Annotated in this window: 1 pseudogene; it reads left to right on the top strand. The window is 65.4% G+C overall.

Annotated features, from left to right (window positions below):
* Positions 1–73: 73 nt before the first annotated feature.
* A pseudogene (locus DPA01S_RS16135) lies at positions 74–558 on the top strand (IS21 family transposase); the annotation flags it as partial.

Raw genomic sequence — 558 nt, 5'->3', positions numbered from 1 at the left:
CCGGTCCTCGTGTGCTCGTGTCGGTTCTACGCGTGGCAACTGGGCTGCGCGTGGATCCGAACAGGAGGCACGGGTGACTGATTACCGATTGGTGATGTCGCTACTGCTGCAGGACAGGTCCTACCGGGACATCGAGGCGATCGCGGGCTGCTCGCACCGCACGATCGCCAAGGCGAAGAAGGTCTGCCACGAGCACGGGGTGACCGCCACCAGCCAGGTCGAGGCGCTCAGCGGCGAGGAGATCGACGCCTTGTTCACCGATGGGCGCAAGACGCCGTCGGCGGAGTTCGTCGCCTTCGACGTGGCGGCTGCCGTGAAGAAGCGCACGGGCAAGAACAAGCTGCCGCTGCGGGTGCTGTGGGCCAACTACCTCGACACTGACGGCACGCCGGGGCAGCGGCACTACAGCTATCAGCGGTTCTGCCAGATCGTCGGCGAGTACGTCGAGGTCAACGAGCTGACGATGCGGATCACGCATGTGCCCGGGCACACGATGCAGGTCGACTGGGCGGGCACGAAGATGGCCATCTTCGATCCCGTCACCGGCACCAAGACCAC

This window comes from Dietzia papillomatosis NBRC 105045 (genome assembly GCF_001570845.1).
Classification (GTDB): domain Bacteria; phylum Actinomycetota; class Actinomycetes; order Mycobacteriales; family Mycobacteriaceae; genus Dietzia; species Dietzia cinnamea.
The sequence above is the reverse complement of the archived record's forward strand: the minus strand, read 5'-3'. Positions and strand labels throughout refer to the sequence as shown.